This is a genomic window from Aeromonas jandaei (genome assembly GCF_037890695.1).
In the GTDB taxonomy this organism is placed as follows: Bacteria; Pseudomonadota; Gammaproteobacteria; order Enterobacterales; family Aeromonadaceae; genus Aeromonas; species Aeromonas jandaei.
Map to the genome: position 1 here is coordinate 2,369,493 of NZ_CP149571.1, position 20,727 is coordinate 2,390,219.

Consider the following 20,727-nt stretch of genomic DNA (forward strand, 5'->3'; position numbering starts at 1 on the left):
GCGACTCGCTCACCTCAAGTCTAAGTCCATTGTTGACATAACTAAGGGCCCCGCCTCGGGGCCCCATATAAAAAAAGCCAAGAAAATCCAACCTTTACTTCAAATGAGAGCAGCAGTTATGAACTTGAAACATTCTCTGTTAGCCATTGCCATGTCTACCGTTTTCGTCAGCCAGGTCCAGGCAGCCGATGCCGCCAAGCAAGCCGTGGTCGACTCCCTCGCCAACAACCTGGTGGTCAAGTATGAAGTGGTCACCAACGATGGCGCCGGTGCCGGTCTCGATTGCCAGGCGCTGGGCTCCGAGTGGGCGAGCTGTGGCGTTGCCAAGCTGCACCTGACCAACACCGGTGCTGACGTCACCTCCAAGGACTGGAGCATCTATGTCTCCTCCATCCGCCGCATCCAGCGTGTGGACAACGACCAGTTCACCATCACTCACCTGACCGGCGACCTCTATCGTTTGACGCCAACCGAGAAGTTCCAGGGGTTCGCCAAGGATGCCACCGTCGAAGTACCGCTGGTGGTCGAATATTGGGTACTGTTCGAATCTGACATCATGCCGAACTGGTATGTCGCCAGCGAAGGTGCCGAGCCGAAAGTGCTGGCCAGCATGAGCAACATCGACGATGCCACCACCTACGAGAAGCCGATGCCGGCTGATGGCTGGAAGCGCATCAAGGATGACAAGAACATCCTGATGAACAGCGAGACCCGTTTTGCTGCCAACCAGACCAGCACCCTGCTGCCGGCTGGCAAGGTCGATAACCAGATCCTGCCGACCCCGATGAAGCAGGTGGTCAAGGCTGGCCCGCAGGTTGACTTCTCCACCATCAAACTCAATGCCCTGGATCTGCCGAGCGATCGCGCCGAAGCCCTGAAAGCACAACTGACCAAGCTGGGTGTTACCCTCTCCGACACCGGCTACCCGGTCACCATCAAGCTGGGCAGCAAGCTCAAGCAGGCCGAAGGTTATGACATGACCATCGGCAAGAAAGGCACTGTTATCCAGGGTCACGACATTGAAGGCGCCTACTGGGGTGCTCAGTCCCTGATCTCCCTCCTGGGGGTCAATGACAAGCTGGTTAGCCAGATGACCGTTGAAGATGCGCCGCGCTTTGAATACCGCGGTATGCAGACCGACGTGGCTCGTCACTTCCGCAGCCTGGAGACCATGAAGAAGCTGGTTGACCAGATGTCTGCCATGAAGCTCAACGTGCTGCACCTGGGCCTGACCAACGATGAAGGCTGGCGTCTCGAGATCCCGGGCCTGCCGGAACTGACTCAGGTCGGTAGCCAGCGTTGCCACGATCTCTCCGAAACCAAGTGCCTGCTGCCGCAACTGGGCTCCGGCCCGACCAGCGACAACCAGGGCTCCGGTTTCTACAGCAAGTCCGACTATATCGACCTGGTGCGTTATGCCAGAGCGCGCGGTGTGACCGTTATCCCCGAGATCAACATGCCGGCGCACGCCCGTGCCGCCGTGGTCTCCATGGAAGCGCGTTACAAGCGTCTGATGGCTGAAGGCAAAGAAGCCGAAGCCAACCAGTTCCGCCTGACTGACCCGGCTGATACCTCCAACGTCACCTCGGTTCAGTTCTACGACAAGATGTCCTTCATCAACCCTTGCCAGCCGGGTGCTGCCACCTTCGTGGCCAAGGTGATGGATGAAGTTGCCCAGATGCATCAGGCCGCCGGCCAGCCGCTGACCGCATGGCACTACGGTGGTGACGAAGCGAAGAACATCATGCAGGGCGGTGGTTATCAGGATCCGGCTGTCACCAAGAAAGAAGAGCTGGTGGCATGGAAAGGCAATGTCGACTCCAGCAAGCAGGACAAGCCGTTTGGCAAGTCCCCGATGTGCCAGAAGATGATCGACGATGGCAAGATCAAGGACGTAGCCGAGCTGCCGGTTTACTTCGCCAAGGAAGTGGGCGAGATGGTCAAGGGCCACGGCTTCTCCACCTTGCAGGCGTGGGAAGATGGTCTGAAGTACGCCAACAGCGCCAAGGACTTCGCCACCGACAACACCCGTGTCAACTTCTGGGAAACCCTCTACTGGGGTGGCTTCAACGAAGCGATGAAGTGGGCGCACAAGGGTTACGAAGTGGTCCTCTCCAACCCGGATTACCTCTACTTCGACTTCCCGAACGAGGTGCACCCGGCTGAGCGTGGCTACTACTGGGCAACCCGTTTCAACGACACCCGCAAGGTGTTCGCCTTCGCCCCGGAAAACCTGCCGCAGAACGCCGAGACCTCGGTTGATCGCGACGGCAACGCCTTCGTGGCCAAGGGTGACCAGGATCCGGTCAAGTTCAAGGGCATTTCCGGTCAGCAGTGGAGTGAAACCGTACGTACCGACGCTCAGTACGAGTACATGGTTTACCCGCGTATCTTCTCCATGGCCGAGCGCGCATGGCACAAGGGTGGCTTCGAGCTGAACTATGTGAAAGGTCGCGAGTTCTCCGGCGAGACCAAGCATGTCAACAAGGCCACTCTGAACAAAGAGTGGAACCAGTTCGCCAACGTGCTGGGTCAGCGTGTCCTGCCGAAACTGGATCAGGCCGGTGTTGAATACCGCCTCTCCGTACCGGGTGCCAAAGTGGTGAACGGTGTGCTGGAAGCGAACGTGGATCTGCCGGGCCTGCCCATCCAGTACAGCCTGGATGGCAAGACCTGGAGTGCCTACGACGCCGCAGCCAAGCCGGCCGTTGATGGCAAGGTCTACCTGCGTACCACCAGCTTCGATGGCAAGCGCACCAGCCGCGTCACCGAGCTGAACTGATAGTACACATGCCGTAACGCAAGGTGGGTCGCAAGACCCGCCTTTCCCAAGGGCGATGGTCTATCGGATTTGGGAAAGGTTGACTGTGCGTGTGAGCCTTTGTTGTGTGTGTATTGTCTGTTTTGTTTTTCATCACTTTCAGCCCCGCCCAGTGCGGGGCTTTTTTATACATCCGGCGTGACGAGGCTGCTTTGACCCGCTTTTTAGCACGCCAATAGCCCGAACTGCCAAATTCAGGTTGAGGCAGGGCGCGTAATGAGGGATCATATCCGGCTTGACGGCGGGGGGATGAGGGTGCCAGCCGGCACAACTTCCGCCAGTGACGCTTTTTTGAGGTGAGCCATGAGTCAGGCGAACAGCCCAACTAACTTTATTCGTCAGATCATTGATGAAGATCTGGCCAGCGGTAAGCACAGCAGCGTGCATACCCGTTTTCCGCCCGAGCCGAACGGTTATCTCCATATCGGCCACGCCAAATCCATCTGCCTGAACTTCGGCATCGCCCGCGACTATCAGGGCCAGTGCAACCTGCGCTTTGACGATACCAACCCGGCGAAGGAAGATATCGAGTACGTTGAGTCCATCAAGCAGGACGTGCAGTGGCTCGGCTTCCAGTGGAACGGCGAGATCTGCTACTCCTCCGACTATTTCGACAAGCTGCACGGCTACGCCGTTGAGCTGATCGAAAAGGGTCTGGCCTATGTGGACGAGCTCTCCCCCGAGCAGATGCGCGAGTACCGCGGCACCCTGACCGAGCCGGGCAAGAACAGCCCGTTCCGTGACCGCAGCGTGGCAGAGAACCTGGCCCTGTTCGAGAAGATGAAGAACGGCGAGTTTGCCGAGGGCTCCGTCTGCCTGCGCGCCAAGATCGACATGGCTTCTCCCTTCATGGTGATGCGCGATCCGGTTATCTATCGCATCAAGTTTGCCCACCACCACCAGACCGGTGACAAGTGGTGCATCTACCCGATGTATGACTTCACTCACTGCATCTCGGACGCCCTGGAAGGGATCACCCACTCCATCTGTACTCTGGAGTTCCAGGATAACCGTCGTCTGTACGACTGGGTACTGGACAACATCACCATCGACTGTCACCCGCGTCAGTACGAGTTCTCTCGTCTGAACCTCGAATACACCGTCATGTCCAAGCGCAAGCTGAACCTGCTGGTGACCGAGAAGCACGTCGATGGCTGGGACGACCCGCGCATGCTGACCGTCTCCGGTCTGCGTCGCCGTGGCTACACTCCGGCTTCCATCCGCGAGTTCTGCAAGCGCATCGGCGTGACCAAGCAGGACAACATCGTCGAGATGAGCATGCTGGAAGCCTGTATCCGTGAAGACCTCAACGAGAATGCGCCGCGCGCCATGGCCGTGCTGCACCCGGTGAAGGTGGTGATCGAGAACCTGGCTGCCGATGAAGTGCTGACCGCCCCGGCTCACCCGAGCAACGCCGAGATGGGTACCCGCGAGCTGAACTTTACCCGCGAGATCTTTATCGACGAAGCGGACTTCAAAGAAGAGGCGAACAAGCAGTTCAAGCGTCTGGTGCTGGGCAAGGAAGTGCGTCTGCGCAATGCCTATGTGATCAAGGCCGAGCGCATCGAGAAGGACGCCGACGGCAAGGTTACCTGCATCTACTGCAGCTACGACCCCGAGACCTTGGGCAAGGATCCGGCCGATGGCCGCAAGGTGAAAGGGGTGATCCACTGGGTCAGCGCTACTCACTCCCTGCCGGCAGAAGTGCGCCTCTATGACCGTCTGTTCAAGGTGCCGAACCCGGGCGCCGAAGAGGACTTCGAAGCAGCCCTGAACCCGGAATCCCTGGTGATCATTGAGGGTGCCCGTGTCGAGGCTTCGCTCAAGAACGCCAAGCCGGAGCAGGCTTACCAGTTCGAGCGCGAAGGCTACTTCTGCGCCGACAACAAGCTCTCCAGCCCGGAGCATCTGGTGTTCAACCGCACCGTTGCCCTGCGCGACTCTTGGGGCAAGGTAGAAGGCTGATACAGTGGGGCAGGGGAGACTCTGCCCTCCATTGTGCTTCTATCCTGTTTCGGACAATAAAAAAGCCAGCTGATGCTGGCTTTTTTATTGTCCGTGATCTGATGTTGCAGCCGACTCAGTCGTCGTGCTTGCACTCACCGCTGGCACAGTGACCGTAGAGGTAGAGGCTGTGGTTGGTGAGACGGATATTGTGCTTTTTGGCGATCTCGCTCTGGCGTTGCTCAATCACCTCGTCGGAGAACTCGATCACCTTGCCGCAGTCCAGGCAAACCAGATGGTCGTGGTGCTCCTGGGTCGCCAGTTCGAATACCGACTTGCCCCCTTCGAAGTGATGGCGGGTCACGATACCGGCATCATCAAACTGGTTGAGAACGCGGTAGACGGTGGCGAGGCCAATCTCTTCACCCAGATCGATCAGGCGTTTATAGAGATCTTCGGCACTGGTGTGTTGGCAGTCCGGCTGTTGCAGGATTTCCAGGATCTTGACCCGGGGCAAGGTGATCTTGAGCCCGGCCTTTTTTAACGCTTGGTTGTTGTCTGCCATATTCTACTTATTCGCATTCTCGAAGGTGGGGTTTATTCTGATGGACTGCCGCGGGAATGGCAACCTTCAACTCGCTTGGCCTGTCATTATAGGTCGTAGCCTCCCTAAAAATAAACCCGCAAATTCAAAGGGTTTAGCCACTCATCCGGGTCTGGATTGAAATAATCAATCACCTTGATCGACTTGCCGGGATGGCAGATGTTGATAAGATGTAACTTTCACATATCTGGTCGGATGAGATCCATGGATTGGCTTTTTGACAACGCGGCCTGGGTGCGCCGCGCCCTCAATGCCTGGCCCCCTTTCTGGGGCGCCGGCATCAAGATAGAGACCCTGAGCGATGATTTTCGCTACTGCCGGGTGACCCTCAAATCCCGCTGGTGGAACAAGAATGCCAACCGCACCCAGTTTGGCGGCAGCATGTTTGCCATGACAGATCCCATCTATCCGCTGATGCTGATGGGCTACTTCAAGAACCGTTATTACGTCTGGGACAAGGCGGGCAGCATCAACTACATCAAACCGGGCAAGGGCAAGCTGGTGGCGGAATTCAACCTGAGCGATGGCAAGCTGGCCGAAATCGTTGCGGCGACCGAAGGGGGGATCAAATACTTTCCCGAATTCGAGGTGACGGTGCAGGACGGTCAGGGGGAGCTGGTGGCGCAGGTGAAACGTACTCTCTATGTGCGGGCCAAGCCCGAGCACAGGGGAGAGTGAACGGCAGCAAATTGCAAATAGAACAAGGGCCCCGACGGGGCCCTTGTTGCTTCAAGCAGGGGGAGGAGATTACTCCAGCTCGCCCAGACACATCTCTTCGTGCAACTGCTTGCACCAGCCTTTGACGCGCTCGGCGGTCAATTCAGGCTGACGATCTTCGTCGATGCCCAGGCCGACGAAGTGCTTGTCATCTACCAGCGCCTTGGAGGCTTCGAATTCGTAACCGGCAGTCGGCCAGTGACCGATGATGATGGCGCCTTTGGCTTCAACGATGTCGCGCAGGGTACCCATGGCGTCGAGGAAGTACTCGGCGTAGTCTTCCTGATCGCCACAACCGAAGATGGCAACCAGCTTGTTGGTGAAGTCGATTTCGCCCAGATCGGGGAAGAAGTCGTCCCAGTCGGCCTGTGCTTCGCCGTAGTACCAGGTCGGGATACCGAACATCAGCAGATCGAAGTTCTCGATGTCGGCCTTGCTGCTCTTGGCGATGTCACGGACTTCAATCAGATTCTTGCCCAGCTCTTTCTGGATCATCTTGGCGACAGCTTCGGTGTTACCGGTATCGCTGCCAAAAAACAGACCTACACTTGCCATAGTGTTTAGTTACCCGTATTTGGTGTTAATGCTTGACGCTCAGACTGCAATATCCACCGCAAAGGCGGACTCAATCTGTTGCTTCAGGATAGATTGGATCAGCTCGGCTCGGCTGATGTTCTGTTGCAACGCAAGTTGGTTCAGGCGCTCCAGCAACTCGGCCTCCACCTTTAACTCTACCCGCTTCAGCCCATTCTCCCGATCGCGCTTAAGCTGGTTACGCTTGTTGATCTTGAGTTGGGTCTCGCGGGGGAGTGGGTTGGTCTTTGGCCTGCCGGGGCGCTTCTCGTTTGCGAACAGATCCAGTGTTGTTCGATCAGTTTGCTGTTTGGCCATACATCACAGATGAAAATTGTTAGCCTAGTCCTGAGCCTTCCCAGCCCAGTTCGATCAGCCCCTTGGCGACAAAACCTGCACAACCCAGAAACAGTACCAACCAGACGATGAAACGACCGAAACGGGGCACGTTGCCGCGTTTGAGAACGTCCTGAATGGCCAGGCCAATCAATATGAAAATGGCCACAAAGAATAACTTGAGGCCCAAACTTTCGATCAGGTCGATATGTTCACTTAGCATGGATTGCGCACACTCCTTATGACGGGCGCACTATATCACAAAGGATTTGGAACTGTTAACCGCCTGTGGACAGGAAATCCACAACCAGTTTGTTGAACAACATCGGTTTTTCCGCATGCAGCCAGTGGCCGGTTCCGGCGATGACGCGCACCTTTGCCGCCGGGAATTGGGCCAGTGCCGCCTCGCTGTATTGCGGCTGCATGTAATCGGAATCCCCCCCCTTGATAAAGAGCACTGGCCCCTCGAAGCGGCGCTCATCCTCGGGCCAGCCCATGATGTTGGCGTAGTTCTCCTCAAGAGCAGGCACATTGAAGCGCCACTGCCAGCCATCGTCGCCTTTGGCGAAGGATTTGAGCAGAAACTGGCGCACTCCGGCGATCTCGATATGTTCGGCCAGAATGCGCTCTGCATCGCTGCGGCTCTGGGGCTGAGCTGCCAGAGTGGCGTTGAGGCCGGCGAACACATTCTGGTGGCGGGAGTGGGGATAGGCGACCGGCGCCATGTCGGCCACCACCAGCCGGCTCACCCGCGCGGGCGCCAGCTTGGCAAGCTGCATCCCGACCTTGCCCCCCATGGAGTGGCCGACTATCGCCGCCTGATCCAGCCCAAGGTGATCCATCAGCGCGAGTATGTCGGCGGCCTGCGCCGGATAGCTCATGTCGTCGCTGCGAAACGAGACGCCGTGGTTGCGCAAATCGACGCTGATGACCCGATAGTGCTCGCCGAGGGCGCGGGCCAGCAGGCCCAGGTTATCGAGGCTGCCGAACAGCCCGTGGATCAGAATGACGGCCGGTTCCTGACCCTGCTCTTTGAAGTTCACTACGCTCTTTTGTTGCAAAATGACACCTTGTTCGGTCATGAGTGCGTTGCCGATATGATTTAACGCACTGGAAAGAAAAGGATTTCGTGTGATGAAGGGGAAATTTGTGTGGTTTTTTTTCTAAAAAATCCCGTTCAGATCGGCTATCAGTGCGGCCGATCACACACTTGGGCCGCTATTATGCCGTATTCTCGATGAGATTCATGTACATCTGCCAGCCCCTCCCTTGGGCTGTCGGGTTTGCCTATGTATAATCGCCGCATCCGAATTTCGACGAGTCCAGCGCATCCCTATGAAAACCATCGAGCTTGATGACGATCTCTACTTCTATATCGCCAGCCAGACCCGGCACATCGGTGAGAGTGCCTCCGACATCCTGCGCCGTCTGCTGGAACAGCCTGCTCAGGGGGCCGCGTCAGCCGCCGTTGCCGAGCCAGCGCCTGCGGCACCACACCGTGCCGTTGCTGCACCGCAGGGGCTGCAAGCCCTGCTCGATTCAGGCGAGCTGCAGCAGGAAGAGAAGTCCATCAACCGTTTCATGCAGGTGCTGAGTACCCTCTACCGGGATGATCCGGTCGGGTTTACCCAGGCCACCGAAATCAAGGGGCGCAAGCGCGTCTATTTTTCGCGGGATCCCGAGGCTCTGCGCGCCAGTGGCAGCACCACCAAGCCCAAGCCGGTACCGGAAACCCCGTTCTGGGTGATCACCAACACCAACACCAGTCGCAAGCAGAACATGGTCGCTCAGCTGATGAGCAGCATGGGTTACGGCGACGAGGTGATCGCGCAGGTGTGCGGCGCAATCTAACGGTTTTTCAAGACTCAGGCCTTGCCCGGCAAGGCCGCCATTACGCAAGGAAAACGCCATGGCTCAGCATTCCCACGCCGGTCAGCCGGCCCGTTTAAGCGACCTGACCAATATTCCCCGTCTGGTCAGCGCCTACTACCTTAACAAGCCGGACATGAGCCGCCCCGAGCAGCGAGTTGCCTTCGGTACCTCCGGCCACCGTGGCAGCGCTCTGCACAGTGCCTTTACCGAATCCCATATTCTGGCGGTGACCCAGGCCTTGGTAGAGTATCGCCAGCAGGCCGGTATCACTGGCCCGCTGTTTGTCGGCATGGATACTCACGCCCTGTCCGAATCCGCCTTTGCCAGCGCCGTCGAAGTGCTGGCCGCCAATGGCGTTGAAACCCGCATTCAGGCTGGCCTCGGCTTTACCCCGACCCCGGTCATCTCTCACGCCATCCTGCGCCACAATGCAGGCAAGCCTGCTGCCCGTGCTGACGGCGTGGTGATCACTCCGTCCCACAACCCGCCGGAAGATGGTGGCTTCAAGTACAACCCGCCTCACGGTGGCCCCGCCGAAGGGGAGATCACCAAGTGGGTCGAGGACCGCGCCAACGCGATTCTGGAAGCGGGTCTGGCTGGCGTGAAACGGATGCCGTTCGCCGAGGCGCTCAAGAGCCCGTTCGTGGTGGAGCACGACTATGTCACCCCCTATGTGGATGATCTGAAGAACGTGCTGGACATGGATGCCATCAAGAACGCGGGCATCAAGATCGGTGTCGATCCGCTGGGCGGCTCCGGCGTCGCCTACTGGGACGTCATCGCCAAGACCTATGGCCTGAATATCGAGGTGGTGAACTACAAGGTCGACCCGACCTTCTCCTTCATGACCCTGGATAAAGACGGCAAGATCCGGATGGACTGCTCCAGCCCGTTCGCCATGGCCAGCCTGATCGCGCTCAAGGACAAGTTCGACATCGCCCTTGGCAACGACCCTGACTACGACCGTCACGGCATCGTTACCAAGTCCGGCCTGATGAACCCGAACCACTATCTGGCGGTGGCGATCCAGTATCTGTTTACCCATCGTACCGGCTGGTCTGCCGATGCGGCCGTCGGCAAGACGCTGGTCTCTTCCTCCATGATCGACCGGGTTGCCGGCGAGATTGGCCGTACCCTGAAAGAGGTGCCGGTCGGCTTCAAGTGGTTCGTGGATGGCCTCTACAGCGGCGAGTTCGGCTTTGGTGGCGAGGAGAGCGCAGGCGCCTCCTTCCTGCGCAAAGATGGCACCGTCTGGACCACTGACAAGGATGGCTTCATTCTGGCGCTGCTGGCGGCAGAAATTCTGGCGGTCACCGGCAAGGATCCGCAGGCTCATTACGACGCACTGGAAGCCAAATTTGGCCGCTCCAGCTACCGCCGTATCGACGCCCCGGCCAACAGTGCCCAGAAAGCAGTGCTCTCCAAGCTGGATCCGGCACTGGTGGAGGCCTCAACGCTCGCCGGTGAGCCCATCATCGCCAAGCTGACCAAGGCGCCGGGCAACGATGCCGCCATCGGCGGCCTCAAGGTGGTGACCGAGAACGGCTGGTTCGCGGCGCGCCCCTCCGGCACCGAGTCCATCTACAAGATCTACATGGAGAGTTTCAAGGGCGACGCGCACCTCGACCTCATCCAGCAGGAGGCCCAGCAGATCGTCTCCGCGGCACTGGCCAAGGCCGGGGTCTGATTTCGGGTCAATCTGCCGTGAATAAATAAAGTAATTGGTATAAAAAAGGAGCCGTTAAGGCTCCTTTTTTTATCTGCTGATCGCGGTTTGTCAGCGCGCCGCCTTCACCGCCAGCCCCAGCTGCCACACCGCCATGGCGTAGTGGGTGCTGTGGTTGTAGCGGGTGATGGCGTAGAAGTTGGGCAGGCCGTACCAGTATTGGTAGCCGGTGCCGACATCGAGGCGCAGCAGGCTCGCCTCGCTGTGGTTGCCAAGGCTGCTGGTGGGGGTCAGCCCGGCGCGACGCAGGGAGGCGACCGGGTAGCGGGTCTGGAAGCCGTGCTCATAGCCGGGCAGCTGGCCCTGACCACGCACCGCCACCGGTTGCCCCTTCTCCCAGCCGTGGGCCTTGAAGTAGTTGGCTACGCTGCCGATGGCATCCACCGGATCCCACAGGTTGGTGTGGCCGTTGCCGTCAAAATCCACCGCGTAGCGCTGGAAGCTGGAGGGCATGAACTGGCCGTAGCCCATGGCACCGGCGTAGGAGCCTTTGGGTTCGGTGGGATCCATCCCCTCATCGCGGGTCATCACCAGGAAGGCTTCCAGTTCGCTGGTGAAGAACTCGGCGCGGCGCGGGTAATCAAACGCCAGGGTGGCCAGCGCATCCAGAATGCGGGTCTTGCCCATCACCCGGCCCCAGCGGGTCTCGACCCCGATAATGCCGACGATGATCTCGGGCGGCACTCCGTAGATCTGCTCCGCCCGATTGAGTTCGCTCGCGTATTCGCGCCAGAAGTTGACGCCGTTCTGTACGTTGTCCGGAGTGATGAACTTGGCGCGGTAGCGGTTCCAGGCGCCGGTCGGGCCGGTGGGCTTGGCGGTGGTCGGCGCCTGGGCATCCATCAGACGGATGATCCAGTCGTAGCGCTCTGCCTGCGCCAGCACCTGATGGAGCTGGGCGCTGTCAAAACCGTGCTTCTCGACCATCTTCTGGACGAACCTGTCCACATTGGTGCGATTGGCGAAGTCCCCTTTGCTCACCCCCTGGCTGTAAACGGGGCTGCGCGACGGCGTCTGGTTGATGAAGGCGCTCTTGGGTTGGGGGACGACCACGGGCTTGGCAGCCGGCGTGCTGCTGCAGCCACCGAGCAGAGGAAACAACGACAGAGTGAGAAGAGAGGCAAGGCGACGCATAGGGTTCTCAAGGAGACTGATAAAAGTGCCGCCATGGTAAAACATTGTCATCCGGGCGCAAGTGTTCCGTGCGCTGCACCCATCGCCAATTCATCGCGTGATGGATTAGCCCTCCGGTGAGGGCGGCACTGGTTAGCGCCGGGGGGGACGCAGCGTGTGGTAACCGCTCCAGAGCCTAGTCAGGGTGGTGATGGCGCAGAGCAGGGCAAAGCCGTAGGCGAGCGGGGCGAAGGCGGCGGGCCACAGGCACATCAGCACGAACAGGGCGATGGTCTCGCTCCCCTCGGTGAGGCCGCCCAGATAGTAGAGAGACTTGTGGTGGTAGACCGGATTGTCGATGCCCCGCTTGCCCGCCATGATGGCAAATGCCAGAAAGCTCGAGCCGGTGCCCATGAAGGCAAACAGCAGGGTGGCGGCGGGCAGCGCATTGGCGGGGGCGGCGAGGGCAAAGCCCAGCACCACGGCGGCGTAGAAAATAAAGTCGAGCGTGATGTCGAGAAAGCCGCCGCAGTCGGTGATGCCGGTTTCCCGCGCCACGGCACCGTCGAGCCCGTCCAGCAGCCGGTTGAACAGGATGGCCGCCAGCGCCCACTGATAGCAGCCAAAGGCCAGCAGCGGCAGCGCCAGCATACCGATGGCAAAGCCGGTGAGGCTTATCTGGTTGGCGCTGACCCCGGCGCGGCAGAGCGGTTTGGCGAGCCGGTTGAGGGGGCTGCGGATAACGGGGATCAGGTGGCGATCAAACAAGGTGAACTCCTCGGTCAAAAACAGGATTCGGTGAGCTGAAGTATGGTACCCGGCGCGTCCTCTTCGTCGTGGGTCACCAGAATGGCAGGGATGGCCAGCGCCTTGATCTGGGCGAACACCAGTTCGCGAAAGGCGGCCCGCAGCGGCTTGTCGAGGCGGGAGAAGGGTTCGTCCAACAACAATGCCTCGGGTTCGGCCAGCAGGGCCCGCAACAGGTTGACGCGAGCCTTCTGGCCGCCAGAGAGCGCCCCCGGCAGCTTGTCCGCCTGACTTGTCAGATCCACCTGCGCCAGCGTAGCCACCGCCTTTTCCCGCCGCGCCCTGTGCCCCTTCACGCTGGCCGGCATGCCGAACATCAGGTTCTCCGCCACAGTCAGGTGGTCGAACAGCAGATCATCCTGAAACAGCATGCCGATGCGCCGCACCTGGGGCGGCAGATGGGTGAGCCGGCGCTCGCCAAGGATCACGTCCCCCTCCAGCCGGATCGGGCCGCTTGCGGGCAGTACCCCCGCCAGCGCCGCCAACAGCGAGCTCTTGCCACAGCCGCTGGGCCCCATCAGGGTCAACACCTCGCCCGGCGCCACCTGCAGGGCGGGCAGTGAGAGCAGCAGATTTTCATCAAGATAAAGTCGAAGAGGCGTGGTGCTCAGCATGGGGCCATTTCCATCATGAGAGTTCATCGTGAGCTGCCCCCCTTGAGCGCTGGATTGATCCGCGCCGGCAACCAGAGCGCCAGCAGATAGATAACGAGCGGCAGCAGCAGTTGCAGCAGGCCGTAGAGCCCCGCCAGTCGCCGGTTGAGGCCACTGCCGATGGCCACCGCCTCGGTGGTGATGGTGACCACCCGGCCTGCGCCAAACAGCAGGGTTGGCAGGTATTGGGCGAGGCTCACCGCAGCCCCTACCGCAAAGGCAAACAGCAGCGGGCGCGCCAGCAGCGGCGCTTTGACCTGCCACCAGGCTCGCCACGGCGTTGCCCCCAGCAGCAGGGCGCTCTGGGTGATCCGCGGGTCAAACTGGCGATAGGGGCCGTGCAGGCAGAGATAGACGTAGGGAGAGACAAACAGCAGCTGGCTCCAGAGCACCCAGCTCCAGCCGATGCCATCGCCCCCCCATCCGAGACTGAACCAGTCCACCCCGAGCCGGATGCCGAACAGCAGGCTGGCCTGCGGCAGCAGCAGCGGCAGGCAGATGAGCCAGAGCGGCCAGGGGCGGCGGCCCGCCTGTGCCTCCAGACTCAGCACCGCCATCGCCAGCGCAATAGCCCCGCTCGCCAGCGCCAGCAGCATGCTGGAGGTCAGCAGCGGCGACAGGGTCGGCAGCAGGTCGAGCCAATAGTGGCCGCTCCACTGGCTCGGCCAGAGGGCGGGAAAGGGCCAGCGCCGTGCCAGTGACCAGAGCAGCAGCGCCCCCAATACCGCCAGATTGATGGCGATCAGGGCCGCCACGCTGCCTGTGGCAAGGGTGTGGCCAAGAGCGCTTGGTTTTGAGCGTCTGCCATCGAGCCAGCCGGGTTTGCCAAAGGTTCGATGGGCCAGCTCCAGCAACCGCAACAGGGCCAGCAGCAGCGCCGTGATGGCGAGCAGCAGCAGGGCGCCGCTGGCGGTGGCGCCGCGCCAGACGAGATCCGGGTCCTGATACCAGAGCCACAGGCGCACGGCCAGCGGGGCGGGGAGATCGGGCCCGAGCAGCTGGGCCAGATCCACCACCGCCACCCCGTAGGCTGCCACCGCATAGATGGGCAGGCGCAGGGCGGGCCACAGCGCCGGCAGCAGCAGGCGCCACCAGATCTGAGGGGCGCTAAAGCCGAGGCTCGCCCCCAGCCACTGCTGGCGTGCCACCCTGGTGGGGTCTTGCGCACCGAGCGCCATCAGCAGCAGGAAGGGGGTCTCCTTGAGGGTCAAGGCTAGGATGAGCCCGAGTCCGGCGGGATCGCGCAGGGTCTGCCAGTCGGGTGGCAGTTCAAATCCGGTGAGGGTCGGCGAGAACAGGCGCAGCAACCAGCCGGAGGGGGCGAGCAGAAAGGCAAAGCCGATGGCAAATGCGACATGGGGCAGCGCCAGCAAGGGCGAGAGCAACCGACGCAGCCAACCGACGGCCCGGCTGTCACTCTGGGCCAGCAGCAGGGCGGTCAGCAGCAGGCTGGTCAGGGTCGAGGCGGCGCCAATCCACAGGCTCAGCAGTGCCGAGTGCCACAGGCCCGGTTGGGCCAGCAGCAATTGCAGATGGGGTCGGGTCAAGCCCTCAGCCAGCAGCAGCCAGCCCCCCGCCAGCAGCGGAAGGCCAAAAACCAGAGCACACCCTGCGGTGAACAGGGGGCGCCAACCGAGGGGATCGTAGCCGAACCGGCTCATCAGTGGCCGTAGCGCTCGGCCCAGGCGGCTTCCAGCCTGAGCTGCCAGCTGGGGTGGGGCTCTGCCACCGATTTAAAGCGCAGAGCCGGTTGTCCCTTGGCGGGGTCCGGCAGGGCATCGCTGCGCAGCACGCCGGGATCACCCCAGTACGCCGGGTCGGCCTTGCGCGCCTGAGCGGCAGGGCTTAGCAGGAAGTTGGCGACCACCTTGGCCCCCGCGCGGGCGTTGGCGTTGAAGGGGATGGCGAGAAAATGGCTGTTGGTGAGCGACCCCTTTGCCATGGCGACCGCCTCGACGCTGGGGGGCAGGGCGCCAATCTGGGCGGCGCTCTGCGCCTCCTGCGGGTTGAAGCTGATGGCCATCGCCAGCTCGCCATCATCGAGCAGCTGGCGGGTTTCGGCGGCGCTGGCCGGAAACAGCTTGCCCTTGCGCCAGAGTGCCGGGTGCAGCTCATCGAGCCAGGCCCAGAGCGGAGCTGTGATCCTGATGAATTCGGCATCGGTCGCCTCCCGATAGAGAGGGGCGGGATCCGGCGTCAGCTCCAGCAAGATCTGCTTGAGAAAGCTGGAGCCGTGAAACTGGGGCGGCTTGGGATAGGTGAAGCGGCCGGGGTGGGCCTTGGCCCACGCAAGCAGGGCTGCAGCCGAGGTGGGGGGGCTGGTGACCTCTTCGGTGTCGACCATCAGATTGAGCTGGCCGATGCCCCAGGGGGCTTCCAGCCCTTCCACCGGCAGGGTGAAGTCCTCACTCACTGGCAGGCTGTTGTCTACCAGCGCCATGTTGGGGAGCTCCCGGGTAAAGGGAGCTCCGAGCAGCCCCTGCTCCTTGAGCGCCTTGAAGTTCTCGCCGTTGACCCAGAGCAGGTCAATGGGGCCGCCAGTTTGCTTGCCCGCCTGCTTGTTGGCCAGCAGCTGGCTGACGCTCTGGGCGATGTCATCCACCTTCACCTGCACCAGCTTGACCTGATAGTCGCGCGCCAGCTCCTGCCCGGCCCACACCAGATAGGCGTTGATCTCCGGGCTGCCGCCCCAGGCATTGAAGTAGACGGTCTGCCCTTTGGCCTCATCAAGGGTCTGCTGCCACAGCGGGTTGCCGGCGGCGTTGGCCTGATGGACGAGAAGGCTGCCTGCCAGCAGGGGCAGGGCGCACAACAGCTGTTTGAACGAGGGCAATGAGTGTCGCATCCGGGTTACCTGGAGTTGGGTCTGGCGCCGCGGCGCCAGCGGTGATAACGGGTCAGCAGCGCCAGCAGGGTGGCGGGCTGACGGGCCCGTCGCCACTCACCTGCCAGATACTTGTTCCCCTCCATCAGGGTGGGGTAGGCGTGAATGGTGGCGAGGATCTTGCCAAGGCCGAGGCGGTGGCGCATGGCGAGCACAAATTCGGCGATCCGCTCGCCGGCGTGAGTGCCCACTATGGTGGCGCCAAGGATCTGATCCTTGCCGGGTACGGTGAGCACCTCGATAAAACCCTGACGCTCGCCATCGGCGATGGCTCTGTCCAGCTCGGCCAGCTCGAAACGGGTCAGCTCGAAGGGGATGCCCTGCGCCCTGGCCTCTTTCTGGTTGAGGCCGACCCGGGCGATTTCTGGCGTGGTGTAGATGGCGGCCGGCATGACCCGATAGTCAGCCCGAAAGCGCTTGAACGGGCTGAACAGGGCATTGACCGCGGCATACCAGCCCTGATGGGCTGCGGCATGGGTGAGCTGGTTAGGGCCCGCTACGTCCCCCACCGCCAGAATGCTGGGGTAGTTGGTGGCAAGGAAATCATCGACCGCCACAGTGCCGCGCGGCGTCAGCTCCACCCCCAGCGCTTCGAGCCCGAAGCCGCTGACGTTGGCGACCCGGCCCAGCGCCAGCAGCAGTTGATCCCCTTCCACCACCTGCATTTCTTCGCCTCGGCGCAGTTGCAGCCGGATGGGGAGATCCCCCGCGACTGCGGGCAGGTAGTCGGCTCGTTCGGCGCGCCAGCCGGTGAGCACCCGCACGCCGTCGCGGGCCAGCTGTTCCGCCAGCAGTTCGGCCACCTCCCGCTCTTCACGGGGTAGCAGCTGCTCCGAGAGTTCTACCAAGGTAACGGGAATGCCGAGCAGGGCAAAACTCTGGGCCAACTCGCAGCCGATGGGGCCGCCGCCCAGCACCAGCAGCTGGCGCGGCGCGCTGCGCAGTTGCCAGAGGGTGTCGGAGGTGAGCCAGGGCACCTGCTCAAGGCCCGGCAGCGTGGGCACCAGCGGCCGGGCGCCGGTGGCGAGCACGATATGGCGGCTGGCAAGGCGTTGGCCGTTCACCTCGACCTCCCAGGGGGAGACCAGCCGAGCCTCCCCTTCGATACATTCCACCCCCAGCCCCTGATAGCGCTCGATGGAGTCGTGGGGCTCGACCTCCTTGATGACGCGGGCGACCCGCTCCATCACGGCAGCGAAATCGGCGCTGGCTTGGCTTGGGCCAAAGCCCAGTTCACTGGCCCGGCGCTGCTCGGCGGCAAAGCGGCTGCTTCGGATCAGCGCCTTGGAGGGAACGCAGCCGCTGTTGAGGCAATCGCCCCCCATCTTGTGCTTCTCGATGAGCGCTACCTTGGCCTTCACCGCCGCGGCGATATAGCTGGTCACGAGGCCGCCGGCTCCGGCGCCAATCACCAGCAGGTTGTAGTCATAGTGGGTCGGCTTGCGGTAGGGGGCGTGCAGCCGATGCAGGGCGAGGCGCCGCTGCAGGCCCTTGAGCAGCATCGGCATCAGTCCGAGCAGGGTCAGCGCCACCATCAGGCCGGGGGAGAGGATATTGCCGGTGCTGGTGAGGTTGGCAAGCTCGCTCCCCGCCAGCACGTAGACAAAGGTGCCGGGCAGCATGCCAAGCTGGCTCACCCAGTGGTAGGTGCTGACTCTGATGGGAGTGAGCCCCATCAGCAGGTTGACCAGAAAGAAGGGGAAGATGGGGATGAGGCGCAGGCTCAGCAGATATAGCGCCCCTTCCTTCTTCATGCCGGCCTGCAAGCTGGCCAGCTTGTCGCCAAAGCGCCGCTCGACCCAGTCGCGCAGCAGAAAGCGGGCGCTGAGAAAGGCCAGGGTAGCGCCAATGCTGCTGGCAAAGGAGACCAGCAGCAGCCCCCAGGCAACGCCAAACACGGCGCTGCCGGCCAGGGTGAGCAGGCTGGCGCCGGGCAGGGAGAGGGCGGTGCTCGCCACGTAGACGACGACAAACAGCAGGGCGGCGCTGACGAAATGGCGATCGACCAGGGCGGCCAGCTCGGCCTGACGGGCCTGCAGCTGGGGCAGGCTCAGGTAGTGGCCAAGGTCGAAGGCGAAAAAGGCGCCGATGAGGCAGCCCATCACCAGCACCAGCAGCAAGCGGGAGCCGCTCATCAGGCGTCCTTGCTATCTGGCTGGGCCGGACGCACTGGCTGCACCGGCAGTTGGCAGAAGCCCTGCGGCGCGATATCGAGGGCGGCGTTGAACTTGGCCGACATATTCTGGAAGGCGATGAGGCCGGTGAGCTCCACCATGGCGTCATCGTCAAACCAGGGCTTGAGGCGGGCGGCCTGCTCATCGCTGACCCCATCGAGGCCAGTCATCGCCTCGGTGTAGTCGAGCACGGCCCGCTCCCGCTCGTCGAACAGCGGGCTTTCGCGCCAGTTGGCGAGCGCCTCCACCTTCTCGCTGGAGCCTGCGCGCTTGATGAGGGTCATGGCGTTGATGTCGACGCAAAAGCGGCACCAGTTGAGCTGGGAGACCCGCACCGTCACCAGAGAGCGCAGTACGGGGTCGATAGGAGAGCGCTTGCGGTTGATGACGCCATAGAGGGTGGCGACGGCGGCAAACAGGCGCGGCGAGCGGCCCCAGCACTTGCCCGGAATGAGCACCTGACCGTAGTTGCGCTGTTGCAGCCAGAAAAAGGGGCGGATGAACCAGGCATATTCCCGGTCGGGTTTCACCTCGACGCGCATTGATGACCTTCTTATTGCTTCAAATTGGGTTTGTAGGCCTGACCCAACCGCTCGTTGAGGCGGATCAGAAAATCCTCGATCCGTGCCCGGTTGGTACCCAGGTCGCTCTGCCCCTGACGGGAGGCTGAGCGCATGTCGATGCGGGTTTCGCTGGGGCCGACAAAGACTCGCAGCGCCACATCATCCTGAAAACCGAACCAGCCGGTGGTGGCCACCGCATCGAGGCCATCAGGGCTTGGCCGCACCTGCCAGCCGAGCTGCTCCATCAGGGCGTGGGCCTCGGTGAGCACTTCGGCTGGGGAGGCCCTGGTATAGAGAGGACCGGGTTTACCCTCAAATGCTTTCAACGGAGCCGGATTAATCGGCAGATCCTGCGCCGTTCTGAGCTCGCTGGCCCAGCGCAACAGGGGCGGGTTGTAAGGATCCGTACTGACATCGTTGACCAGCGGTACGCGTAGCGCTTGTACCACAAAGGCCAGAGGCAGCAGCAGCGGCACGGCGCCCCAGCCATTGGCGTGTCGGCTGCGGCACCAGGGCAGGCGCACCAGCAACACCAGAGAGATGATGGCGCCAAGCAGGCAGAGGGTGAACCCGAGCCACCAGGGCCAGAGATGAAAGCGGCTGCCAAGAGCCCCTGCCAAAGGGAGCAACCAGGCCAGCAGTGGCCACCTGTATAAGCTGGGCATAGCGCGGGATCCATCCTCGAAGTGCGGAACGTGCCGAGAAGAATAAACTTAATAGCCTGATAACGTTAGTAAATTCGTATGGGCTTGGGGGGCTTTTGGCCCATAAGTCAAGGGAGACGGTAAAACAGCGCGAGGCCCGTTGCAAACGGTCCTCGCTGGCAGGGGATTGGGTCGCGCTGACGGGATGGATCAGTTGCGATAGAGCACCTTGATAAGGTGGAAGCCGAACTTGGTGCGCACCGGCCCCAGTACCTTGAGCAGCTCGCCCTTGAATACCGCATCGTCAAAGGGCTTAACCATATCCCCCTTGTTGAACTCCCCCAGATCGCCGCAGCGTTTGGCAGAGGCACAGGTGGAAAAACGCTTGGCCATCTGGCCGAAGTCGGCGCCCTTTTCGATCTTCTCCTTGATCTCCAGACACTGTTTTTCGGTCTTGACCAGAATGTGCTGGGCACAGGCTTTTTTCATCGGGCGCTCCTCGGGTATTGGGGTTGGCAAATCGGGGGCGCAAGGTTACCTCAATTGGCCGCGTCCGTCAGCCGCCAGTGCAGCTTTGGGGCGGGCCTGCCAGATTATCTCCAGCCCGAGCAGGGCGTAGAGGCTCCAGATGGCCAGCGGATTGAGCCACTCGCCGCCCAGTTGCAGGGTCATCAGGGCGCCAGCTGCCAGCAGCAGGGTGATACCCGGCAGGCGCCAGTAAGCGGGCAGCGGTGCCAGCAGAGCCATGGCCAGCAGGATCCCGAGGCCAAACGGCAGGTTGAGGGCGGTAAAGGCCAGCGCCTGCTGGCCACTCATGCCGGTCAGCAGGGCCAGCAGGGCGCTGCAACAGGCGAGAAAGGTGATGAACTCGAGACGATCGGCAATATAGTCAGCCATCTGTTCGCTACGTGCATGCATGATGTGTCTCCTTTAAATTGCTGACTTCAAGTGTGGGGCAGGGGGGGCGGCAAGGGGAGCGGGATAATTCGATTGCCCTGAACGAGCATTTCTTAACCGAAATGGGTTGTGTGCTACGGGGCACTGGCATTCGACGAGATTCTGCAGCAAAAGCGCGCCGTGGAACCCGGCTGCCGACAAACCCTGTCGCATGTTGTTTTGCGTTCCTTTGCAGGCGGGAATCCGGACGTAGCGGGTATGTGGTACTGGTGAGCGCGGCGTTGGGGTGAGATGAAGGCCAAGGTCGGCGTTTTTTAACCCGGCGATGTGCGCCAGAGCGGATGATTTGTAGCCAACGTATTCAAAGATATGGTGAATTTGCCACGGATGCCGCACTGT

Annotated in this window: 20 protein-coding genes; 5 read left to right on the forward strand and 15 right to left on the reverse strand. The window is 61.5% G+C overall.

Going from position 1 to position 20,727, the window contains the following annotated elements; translation table 11 throughout:
* Positions 1 to 118: 118 nt before the first annotated feature.
* Together WE862_RS11395 and glnS are read left to right on the forward strand one after the other, a co-directional pair.
* Complete coding sequence (locus tag WE862_RS11395) at positions 119 to 2,782, forward strand: beta-N-acetylhexosaminidase (protein ID WP_042032416.1); 2,664 nt, start codon at positions 119 to 121, stop codon at positions 2,780 to 2,782.
* A gap of 342 nt (positions 2,783 to 3,124) precedes the next feature.
* The gene (glnS, locus tag WE862_RS11400) at positions 3,125 to 4,786 is read left to right on the forward strand and encodes a glutamine--tRNA ligase (protein ID WP_042032417.1); all 1,662 of its coding nucleotides are present in this window, start codon (positions 3,125 to 3,127) and stop codon (positions 4,784 to 4,786) included.
* Between the two features lie 115 nt (positions 4,787 to 4,901).
* On the opposite strand, the gene fur is transcribed toward glnS, so the two are convergent.
* A complete protein-coding gene (gene fur / locus WE862_RS11405; protein WP_033113453.1) occupies positions 4,902 to 5,330 on the reverse strand; it encodes a ferric iron uptake transcriptional regulator in 429 nt (142 codons plus the stop codon).
* A gap of 243 nt (positions 5,331 to 5,573) precedes the next feature.
* Here fur and WE862_RS11410 point away from each other — a divergent pair, with 243 nt between their 5' ends.
* Entirely contained in the window at positions 5,574 to 6,047 is a 474-nt protein-coding gene (locus WE862_RS11410) for a DUF4442 domain-containing protein (protein WP_033113452.1), read from the forward strand.
* Between the two features lie 69 nt (positions 6,048 to 6,116).
* Here the strand turns inward: WE862_RS11410 and fldA are convergent, their stop codons facing one another.
* From fldA to WE862_RS11430, 4 genes are read right to left on the reverse strand one after another with little or no spacing between them, the layout of a single operon-like run.
* A complete protein-coding gene (gene fldA / locus WE862_RS11415; RefSeq protein ID WP_033113451.1) occupies positions 6,117 to 6,641 on the reverse strand; it encodes a flavodoxin FldA in 525 nt (174 codons plus the stop codon).
* 39 nt (positions 6,642 to 6,680) lie between these two features.
* Entirely contained in the window at positions 6,681 to 6,977 is a 297-nt protein-coding gene (gene ybfE, locus WE862_RS11420; protein ID WP_005334297.1) for a LexA regulated protein, read from the reverse strand.
* A gap of 19 nt (positions 6,978 to 6,996) precedes the next feature.
* Positions 6,997 to 7,218: a DUF2788 domain-containing protein gene (locus WE862_RS11425; RefSeq protein WP_005334296.1), complete on the reverse strand. Its 222-nt coding sequence runs from the start codon at positions 7,216 to 7,218 to the stop codon at positions 6,997 to 6,999.
* A gap of 55 nt (positions 7,219 to 7,273) precedes the next feature.
* A complete protein-coding gene (locus tag WE862_RS11430; RefSeq protein WP_339058748.1) occupies positions 7,274 to 8,038 on the reverse strand; it encodes an alpha/beta fold hydrolase in 765 nt (254 codons plus the stop codon).
* A gap of 292 nt (positions 8,039 to 8,330) precedes the next feature.
* On the opposite strand from WE862_RS11430, the gene seqA reads away from it, so the two are divergent.
* On the forward strand, positions 8,331 to 8,846 hold the full coding sequence (gene seqA / locus WE862_RS11435; RefSeq protein ID WP_042032419.1) for a replication initiation negative regulator SeqA: 516 nt from the start codon (positions 8,331 to 8,333) through the stop codon (positions 8,844 to 8,846).
* Positions 8,847 to 8,904: 58 nt separating this feature from the next.
* On the forward strand, positions 8,905 to 10,554 hold the full coding sequence (pgm, locus tag WE862_RS11440; RefSeq protein ID WP_021231101.1) for a phosphoglucomutase (alpha-D-glucose-1,6-bisphosphate-dependent): 1,650 nt from the start codon (positions 8,905 to 8,907) through the stop codon (positions 10,552 to 10,554).
* 90 nt (positions 10,555 to 10,644) lie between these two features.
* On the opposite strand, the gene mltB is transcribed toward pgm, so the two are convergent.
* The 10 genes from mltB to WE862_RS11490 form a co-directional block, all read right to left on the reverse strand.
* Positions 10,645 to 11,727, reverse strand: coding sequence for a lytic murein transglycosylase B (mltB, locus tag WE862_RS11445; protein ID WP_042032420.1), 1,083 nt, complete (start codon positions 11,725 to 11,727; stop codon positions 10,645 to 10,647).
* 132 nt (positions 11,728 to 11,859) lie between these two features.
* Positions 11,860 to 12,474, reverse strand: coding sequence for a CDP-alcohol phosphatidyltransferase family protein (locus tag WE862_RS11450; RefSeq protein WP_042032422.1), 615 nt, complete (start codon positions 12,472 to 12,474; stop codon positions 11,860 to 11,862).
* A 14-nt stretch (positions 12,475 to 12,488) separates the two neighbouring features.
* The gene (locus WE862_RS11455; RefSeq protein ID WP_042032423.1) at positions 12,489 to 13,127 is read right to left on the reverse strand and encodes an ATP-binding cassette domain-containing protein; all 639 of its coding nucleotides are present in this window, start codon (positions 13,125 to 13,127) and stop codon (positions 12,489 to 12,491) included.
* Between the two features lie 23 nt (positions 13,128 to 13,150).
* Positions 13,151 to 14,827, reverse strand: a complete 1,677-nt coding sequence (locus tag WE862_RS11460) for an ABC transporter permease (RefSeq protein ID WP_042032424.1) — start codon at positions 14,825 to 14,827, stop codon at positions 13,151 to 13,153.
* The gene (locus WE862_RS11465) at positions 14,827 to 16,011 is read right to left on the reverse strand and encodes an ABC transporter substrate-binding protein (RefSeq protein WP_042032425.1); all 1,185 of its coding nucleotides are present in this window, start codon (positions 16,009 to 16,011) and stop codon (positions 14,827 to 14,829) included. The genes WE862_RS11460 and WE862_RS11465 overlap by 1 nt, the downstream gene beginning before the upstream one ends.
* 5 nt (positions 16,012 to 16,016) lie before the next feature.
* The gene (locus WE862_RS11470) at positions 16,017 to 18,185 is read right to left on the reverse strand and encodes an FAD-dependent oxidoreductase (protein WP_042032426.1); all 2,169 of its coding nucleotides are present in this window, start codon (positions 18,183 to 18,185) and stop codon (positions 16,017 to 16,019) included.
* Positions 18,185 to 18,766, reverse strand: coding sequence for a carboxymuconolactone decarboxylase family protein (locus tag WE862_RS11475; protein WP_016350227.1), 582 nt, complete (start codon positions 18,764 to 18,766; stop codon positions 18,185 to 18,187). Before WE862_RS11475 ends, WE862_RS11470 begins: the two co-directional genes overlap by 1 nt.
* Positions 18,767 to 18,777: 11 nt before the next feature.
* Positions 18,778 to 19,452, reverse strand: a complete 675-nt coding sequence (locus WE862_RS11480; RefSeq protein WP_042032427.1) for a DUF1499 domain-containing protein — start codon at positions 19,450 to 19,452, stop codon at positions 18,778 to 18,780.
* 189 nt (positions 19,453 to 19,641) lie between these two features.
* Positions 19,642 to 19,920: a peptidylprolyl isomerase gene (locus WE862_RS11485; RefSeq protein WP_042032429.1), complete on the reverse strand. Its 279-nt coding sequence runs from the start codon at positions 19,918 to 19,920 to the stop codon at positions 19,642 to 19,644.
* A 45-nt stretch (positions 19,921 to 19,965) separates the two neighbouring features.
* On the reverse strand, positions 19,966 to 20,349 hold the full coding sequence (locus WE862_RS11490; protein ID WP_041208422.1) for a hypothetical protein: 384 nt from the start codon (positions 20,347 to 20,349) through the stop codon (positions 19,966 to 19,968).
* Positions 20,350 to 20,727 lie beyond the last annotated feature (378 nt).